The sequence below is a fragment of the Rhizobium sp. BK176 genome, assembly GCF_024808055.1.
The window spans coordinates 1709670-1716230 of the sequence record NZ_JANUBV010000001.1; the positions used below are offsets into that span (position 1 = coordinate 1709670).

The window sequence follows — 6561 nt, forward strand, 5'->3', positions numbered from 1 at the left end:
CGTTACACCTCGCATCCCATAAACCGCAGCAGGTCGGCTGCCTTTTCTCGATACTCTTCCAGCACCACGATCGACGCGATGCTGACCCATCCGCCGTCGCCGCGATTGCCGTCGTCGTCTTCATGCTCCGGCCACGACATATCCTGCGCGCTCGGATCGTCGTTCTCGAACATGTGCCGCGCGAGGTCCTCGACGGTCACTGCCCGACCGGCCAGCCGAACGCTCGCCGATGGCGATGGCGGAGCGGCCTTCAGCATCGCGTTCCAGTCGCGGACGCACCTTGAGGAAATGTCGCCATAGCTTCCGCACCCCGGCCTCGTGCCCGTGGCGGCCGCGATCATATCCTCGGTCGGATTGACGGGTACGAGCCGCCATACGATCTCTTTCATGCGGCTTTCCGGCTGAAAACCGCCCATACAGACGGTCGACGCGGATTGGCCTTCCGCTCTTCCTCATTGCGGGCATAGGTTTCGTCGCTGGCCAGCAACGGCACCCGCGGGTCGACGATCTCTACGAAACCGCGGCGATGCAGTTCGGTCGCGTAACGCTCCCATTCCTGGTAGGCGGTGATACTCGGCATGATCTTGCCGCCTCCACGCCACTTCTCGGCTTCCTTACGGAGTTGGGTCTCATTGAAGAACTCAGGCCCGACCGTCGGCCAGCCCATCGCATTCCTCGGGACGTCGCAGTTGCACATCGTAAACTCCAGCTCAGCTCGTGATGATCAAAATTAAAGCCTATATCAAGAACTCGTCAACAGGTTGGCATGCCTATTGACGTTCCGTCCGCCTTGCGTAATAGAAGACCCCATCCCATAATCGGGTTTCAAACCCACGGTCCGGCCTATGCTTCCCAGGAACTACGATTTCTCCAAGACGACTTTGACGATCGAGGTCTCCAAGGCCTGCAACGTCTTTTGCGAGAACTGTTTCCTGGCCTACGAGAACCGCCTGCGCGACCGCCGCCTTTTCAAGAAGGAGTGGGTGACGAAGCTGGCGCAAAGCTCCGTTTTCTCGCAATGCAAGGACCTCTACGTCAGCATCCTCGGCGGAGAGCTATCGATCGTCGATCCCGAGTATCTCGAAGACCTCGTCTCCCACATCAAGACGCTGTGGCCCGACTGTTCGTTTTCGATGGTCAGCAACTTCTTCAATTCGAAGCCCCGTTTCGTCGACCTCTACCTCAAGCACTCAGACGTCGTCGAGACGACGTTCGATTTCGGCCGCCAGAACCTCAATCGCGACCGCGACGTCTTTCTCGCCTCGTTCCGCCACTACATCGAGGAGCTGGCGAGGCGCGGTGCCGATCTGAACATCGACATCAATTTCGTCATGAACCGACAGTCGCTCGACTACGGGGTCGAGGCGGCGCTCGATTATTTCGCGTCGTTCGACCTCCCCGAAGGCGGCCGCCTGCTCGTCAAATTCGACCACGGCATCGACTTCGTGACCTTCCGGTCGCAGGGCATGCCACACGACAAGAGGAGCGGCATGCCGCTCTTCCCGCTCGACCTCAGTTACGCAGAGTATGCGGCCTTCGTCAGCGAGTTCAGGAGAAGACGCGACGCGCGCGGGCTTTTCAAAATCGTCGTTCCGCAGATCGATATCGCGGACCAACGGCCGGACGACCGCTTCTTCTTCACCAAGGGATCGGGGCGTGTGATATCTCTTTCCAGCGATGGTTTCGTGACAACGAACCCCGTCTTCACCGAAATCCCGAGCACCTTCCTCGGCAACATCGCCAGCATGACGCTCGACGAGTGCCTCGCCTCCGACCGTTATTTCCGCGCATATTCGCGCGAGCAGCGTCGTGCGTTGGAGTGTTCGTCCTGCGAATACTTCGACCGCTGCGAAGGCGGCTCTCTCTTCCTGCCCAAGCACGTCGGGGGAGACACCACCGAATGCGCGGGTATCAAATCCTTCTTCCACCTCCAGGAGGCGGAAGGCATCACGAAGACATCACCGAACAAAATCGCACCGACGACGGTCGGGGCGGGAGGCTGACCTCATGGACTTTTTCGACATCCTCATCGTCGGCGGCGGACCGGCAGGCAGCCTGGCGGCGGCCGCTGCCCTCAAGACGGACCCGTCTCTTTCGGTGGCGATCATCGATCCCGATTCCGACAATCATCACCGCATCGGCGAGGCCCTTCTGACGGGAACGGTAATGGCGCTTGCCGACGCCGATCTCGACGACGTGGTCGCTGCCGCAGGCTTTCATCACAAGATCGGCGCGACCTACGTCTGGGGCGAGACCCGCGAACCCTGGTATGTCAACTACCCGAGGACGGAGAACGACGGCTATCCGGCGGCGTTCAAGGACGAAACCGGGTATCGGCGCAGCATCCACGTTCCCCGCAACGTCTTCGACCCCATTTTGCGCCGCGAGGTCCAGCGTCGTGGCGTGACCATCATCGCCGACAAGGTTCGCACGGTAGCGACAAGCGAGAGCGCGGCAGGAACTGGCATCCTTTCCGTGACCACGGACAGCGGCCGTCGCGTGCGGGCCAAGCGCTATATCGACTGCTCCGGCCATTCCTTGGCGCTGGCGCGCCACGTCACCAAGCGTTCTCCGATCGGCGCTGCCCGTGTCGCCCGTTACGCCTACACCCGCGACATCGACTGGGACCTCGCCGCTGCCAAAGGATTCGACATCCACCGCACGAACATCGTCTCGACACCCAACGGCTGGATTTGGGCGATCCATCTCGGCGAGGCCGGCGGAAACCTGACGAGCCTCGGCTTCGTCTCGACACCCGACACCCTGTCGAAGCTGACACTCGAAAACTGCACCGATGCGTTTCCCGAACTCGAACATTTCGGCTTCGAAAACGGCTATCGCGGCCCACGAACCTTCGAAGGAAAGCCGACCGACAAGTTCTACGGCCATCCCGACTATTCCTTCGCCTGCGACACGCTCCATGGCCCGAACTGGTCTCTTGCCGGCGACGCGGCGCTCTTCATCGACCCGATCCTCAGCCAAGGCGTCACGCTCGCGGTCCATTACGGCTTCATGCGGGGCAGGGCGGCCGCCCTCGAGCTTTCAGGCGACGACAAGGCCCAGTCCAACGCGACGTCACACTATCTCCGCGAAGGTGCCGTCCTGCGCAAGGTGGTCGGCGAGTGGTACGGCAACAACCGCGCGGTCTCCGACTGGCGGATGGGGACCGTCATGACAAGCAAGGCGCTGTTCGGCGAGGACCTCGACGAGGTGACGGCATTCCGCTGGATCACCAACCTCGAGAACCTGCGCCACGACTACGATACCTACCATCCCTATCCCGACGAGGAACGGGTGAAGATCGCCCGTGCCCTCGGCTTCGAGGGCCATCTTCTCGGTGACGCAGGCTGAGACCCGCGCTCCGCACCCCATATCGACACTTCGAGGAAACCACTGAATGGCGAACGCGCATGCTCATGACCACGGCACGTCTAACATCCTCCGCCACGCGCGCAGGGTGATGGGCTGCCTCGAGAGGGGCAGGGACGGCTGGTCCATGCGGTGGCAGGCCGGGCTTGCCATCGTCGATCTGGCGATCCTCGCCTTCTTCCTGCTCGGCCCGTACCTGCGCGCTGGATCGTCCTACATGATCCTCGACTACGCCATCGCTGGATGGGTCGCGCTGGAACTGATCTCGCGCGGCCTGGCCGCGGGTTCGCTGCGGGAGTTCCTCAGGAAGCCGATGACCTGGATAGACCTCGCCATCCTCGCGACGCTCCTCGTCCCCCAGACGCTCGCGAACTTCGCCTTCCTGCGCGTCATGCGCATCTGGACTATCTCAAGAAGCCCTCTCGCCAAGGCCCTGCTGAAGCGCTACGGCTGCGGACGCTACGAAGACCTCGTGAAGGCCGCGGTCAACTTCGCGGTATTCCTCTTCATGGTGACCGGCTTCGTCTACACGACATTCTTCTACCATCAGGAGGGTGGTCACGGGTTCGTCAACGCGCTGTACTACACCGTGACGACGATGACGACGACGGGCTACGGCGATCTGACGCTGCCGGGACCGCTCGGCAAACTCACCTCGATCGTCACCATGATCATCGGTATCACGCTGTTCGTGCGTCTCGCGCACACTGTCGTCAGGCCCTTCAAGGTGGCCTTCCAGTGCACGGAGTGCGGCCTCCAGCGGCACGACGTAGACGCCGTCCATTGCAAGGCCTGCGGCCATCTTCTGAACCTTCCCAACGACAACGATTAACTCCAAGGGTAAACGAATGCAAACGATCCGCATCGAAGACTATCTGAACGAAACGGCCCCCAAGGCCTATGTGGCCTGCGATTTTGACGACGAGGCCCGACTGCGCGAGGCCGCGATGTATTGCTGCTTCACCGCCATCGAAGTTTCGGGCGAACAATTCCTGACCCCGCGCGACATCCGCGACCTTCTGGTCCGTCATTACGGGTTCCATCCCGCGGTCGCGGCATCGAACGAGAGGGAACTCGACATCTCGTTGGAACAGAAGACCTATGAGATCATGGGGCGTCCGACCATGGCTCTTTCCGGTGTCAGGGATCGCCACGCCTCCAGCAACCCGTCCGTTAAGCCGGATATCACGCTGCGTTTCTCCGCCGCCGTTGGGCGGGGCTGAAATCGGCCCGATGCCGAAGCGCATTGACACGTTGTCGTTGCCCGCAAACAATTCAACACACTGAAACATTGGACAGATAATTCATGACCTCGAAAAAGATGATTGCCTCTCTCCTTGCTCTTGGAACGCTCGCCGCCGCCGCAGTTCCGGCGACGGCCGGCTACAACAGCCGCGAGGAGACATCCGAAGAAACCCGACTCGATCTTGTCGTCACCCCGTTCCGCAAGGACGGCATCCAGGGGACGGTGATCGAATTCAACCCGATCACGATTCCCGGCCAGCGTTGCGTCGTCTTCAAGTTCGGAGAGGCGGGCGGCATGCAATGCTTCCCGGACACCGGCCGCAAGACGGAAGCGAAGTAACCGACCTTACCGCGGCCCGCTCTTCGAGATCGAGCGGGCCGCGAAGATGTCGAGATCAACCGCGAAGCTGTCCACGTCCCCGAAATAGTCGGGCGGAACATAGGTCGACAGATTGATCTTGTACATGTCGAAAAAGGCGTTCGATGCGTATCGAAGCACCTTCTTGAGCTCCACCATCGCGTCCAGGACATCTTCCGGCGGAGCGTCTCCCGCTTCATAGGCCGAAAGGACCGCTTCGAGCGCCGTGGACCTGTGTCGGTATGCGTCCTGCTCGAATATGGTGTTCACCCTCCGGGTGTCCGTGAGCGACTTGATCATCCATTGTCGCCGCAAACCCGGTCCTTCAGGTCCGGGATAGGCGACCCCTTGCGAACATAACGGGAACCCGGTACGGTCATCCACGATGAGAGAACGCATGGCATACAAATTCCGCATCTACCCGGACGAGGCGCAAGCCCGACTGTTCCGTCGTACGATCGGATGCTGCCGTGTCGTCTACAATACCTGCCTCGAGCAGAAGAGACTAGAGCGGCATCGATCCGAACCTCGTCGCCTGACGGCCGTCGACCAAAACAAGCAGCTCGGCGACCTCAAGGAAGCACTTCCTTGGATGAAGGAGGCACCTCACCATTGCCTTCAACAGGCAGTCATCGACCTCCACAAGGCTTTCACCAACTTCTTCGAAGGTCGTGCGGCTTTCCCAAAGCCTCGACGAAAATATCAGAACGAAAGTTTCCGATATCCGGATTCCAAACACATCATGTTCCGCGACGGTGAAATTTTCCTGCCGAAGGCGCGGTGGGTGAAAATCGTCGCCCATCGCGAGATCGTCGGGATGGTGAAGAACGTGACCGTCTCCCTCAGCGGCAATCACTGGTACGCCTCCATCCAGATCGAACGGGAGATCGACGAGCCGGCGGTTAGAGACACGATCGACGTCGGCGGCGATCTTGGCGTCGTCCATGGCCTCGTCCTGTCGGACGGCACGGTCTACGACCTGCCGCGCATGACCGAGAAGGAAAAGCGCAAGGAGGAAAATCTCCAGCGGGTCATTTCCCGTCGCAAGAAAGGGTCCCGTAATAGGGCAAAGGCGTTGCGTGCGCTGCGGGCCTACAAGGCAAGGATCGTACGCCGCCGCAAGGATGCCAGGCACAAGATGACGACGGATGTTTCGCGCCGTTGCGACATAATCTACCTCGAAGACCTAAAGGTCGCGAACCTGACGGCGTCGGCGCGTGGGACCGTAGAGGAGCCGGGCGTCAACGTCGCGCAGAAGGCGGGATCGAACCGCAACATGCTCGACGTGTCTCCTGGCGAGACGCGCGTGCAGATCGAATACAAGATGCGCCGCTCGGGCGGCGGCGTCTACTATGTGAACCCGGCCTATACCTCGCAGAGGTGTTCGGTATGCGGTCACACCGAGGCGGACAACCGTCCTGACAGAGACACGTTCCTGTGCCTTTCCTGCGGCCACGCCGCCTGCGCCGACGACAACGCGTCGCAGAACATTCTCTATCTGGGCCGCAAGGCTCGAGCCGGAGGACTTCCGGTGCTGGCCTGTGGATCGAACCGGGGTGCCGGTCGGAAGCAGGAAGAAGAAGGTAGCA

9 protein-coding genes are annotated in these 6561 nt (G+C 60.9%); 6 read left to right on the plus strand and 3 right to left on the minus strand.

All coding sequences use genetic code 11. From position 1 onward, the window contains the following. Nucleotides 1–2: 2 nt before the first annotated feature. On the minus strand, nucleotides 3–389 hold the full coding sequence (locus FHT76_RS09215; protein WP_259185540.1) for a hypothetical protein: 387 nt from the start codon (nucleotides 387–389) through the stop codon (nucleotides 3–5). After that, on the minus strand, nucleotides 386–697 hold the full coding sequence (locus FHT76_RS09220) for a hypothetical protein (protein ID WP_259185541.1): 312 nt from the start codon (nucleotides 695–697) through the stop codon (nucleotides 386–388). The genes FHT76_RS09215 and FHT76_RS09220 overlap by 4 nt, the downstream gene beginning before the upstream one ends. Nucleotides 698–845: 148 nt before the next feature. On the opposite strand from FHT76_RS09220, the gene FHT76_RS09225 reads away from it, so the two are divergent. The 5 genes from FHT76_RS09225 to FHT76_RS09245 all read left to right on the plus strand — a co-directional run bounded on the left by FHT76_RS09225 (nucleotide 846) and on the right by FHT76_RS09245 (nucleotide 4954). After that, nucleotides 846–2003 carry a hypothetical protein gene (locus FHT76_RS09225; RefSeq protein WP_259185543.1) on the plus strand — a complete coding sequence of 386 codons (1158 nt, stop codon included), beginning with the start codon at nucleotides 846–848 and terminating at the stop codon, nucleotides 2001–2003. 4 nt (nucleotides 2004–2007) lie between these two features. Further along, complete coding sequence (locus FHT76_RS09230; protein ID WP_259185544.1) at nucleotides 2008–3351, plus strand: NAD(P)/FAD-dependent oxidoreductase; 1344 nt, start codon at nucleotides 2008–2010, stop codon at nucleotides 3349–3351. A gap of 46 nt (nucleotides 3352–3397) precedes the next feature. Then, nucleotides 3398–4201, plus strand: a complete 804-nt coding sequence (locus tag FHT76_RS09235) for an ion channel (protein ID WP_405049498.1) — start codon at nucleotides 3398–3400, stop codon at nucleotides 4199–4201. Nucleotides 4202–4217: 16 nt separating this feature from the next. Beyond that, nucleotides 4218–4592, plus strand: coding sequence for a hypothetical protein (locus FHT76_RS09240; protein ID WP_259185545.1), 375 nt, complete (start codon nucleotides 4218–4220; stop codon nucleotides 4590–4592). An 83-nt stretch (nucleotides 4593–4675) separates the two neighbouring features. Continuing rightward, complete coding sequence (locus FHT76_RS09245) at nucleotides 4676–4954, plus strand: hypothetical protein (RefSeq protein ID WP_259185546.1); 279 nt, start codon at nucleotides 4676–4678, stop codon at nucleotides 4952–4954. Between the two features lie 6 nt (nucleotides 4955–4960). Here FHT76_RS09245 and FHT76_RS09250 read toward each other — a convergent pair whose 3' ends face one another. Next, entirely contained in the window at nucleotides 4961–5272 is a 312-nt protein-coding gene (locus tag FHT76_RS09250; protein WP_259185547.1) for a hypothetical protein, read from the minus strand. Between the two features lie 97 nt (nucleotides 5273–5369). On the opposite strand from FHT76_RS09250, the gene FHT76_RS09255 reads away from it, so the two are divergent. Then, on the plus strand, nucleotides 5370–6561 hold a 1192-nt coding region (locus FHT76_RS09255; RefSeq protein ID WP_259185548.1), incomplete at its 3' end, for a transposase.

Bases quoted from the DNA above. Each gene is read 5' to 3' on its own strand.
- FHT76_RS09215 (WP_259185540.1), bottom strand. From the start codon at position 389: ATGAAAGAGATCGTATGGCGGCTCGTACCCGTCAATCCGACCGAGGAT.
- FHT76_RS09220 (WP_259185541.1), bottom strand. From the start codon at position 697: ATGTGCAACTGCGACGTCCCGAGGAATGCGATGGGCTGGCCGACGGTC.
- FHT76_RS09225 (WP_259185543.1), top strand. From the start codon at position 846: ATGCTTCCCAGGAACTACGATTTCTCCAAGACGACTTTGACGATCGAG.
- FHT76_RS09230 (WP_259185544.1), top strand. From the start codon at position 2,008: ATGGACTTTTTCGACATCCTCATCGTCGGCGGCGGACCGGCAGGCAGC.
- FHT76_RS09235 (WP_405049498.1), top strand. From the start codon at position 3,398: ATGGCGAACGCGCATGCTCATGACCACGGCACGTCTAACATCCTCCGC.
- FHT76_RS09240 (WP_259185545.1), top strand. From the start codon at position 4,218: ATGCAAACGATCCGCATCGAAGACTATCTGAACGAAACGGCCCCCAAG.
- FHT76_RS09245 (WP_259185546.1), top strand. From the start codon at position 4,676: ATGACCTCGAAAAAGATGATTGCCTCTCTCCTTGCTCTTGGAACGCTC.
- FHT76_RS09250 (WP_259185547.1), bottom strand. From the start codon at position 5,272: ATGATCAAGTCGCTCACGGACACCCGGAGGGTGAACACCATATTCGAG.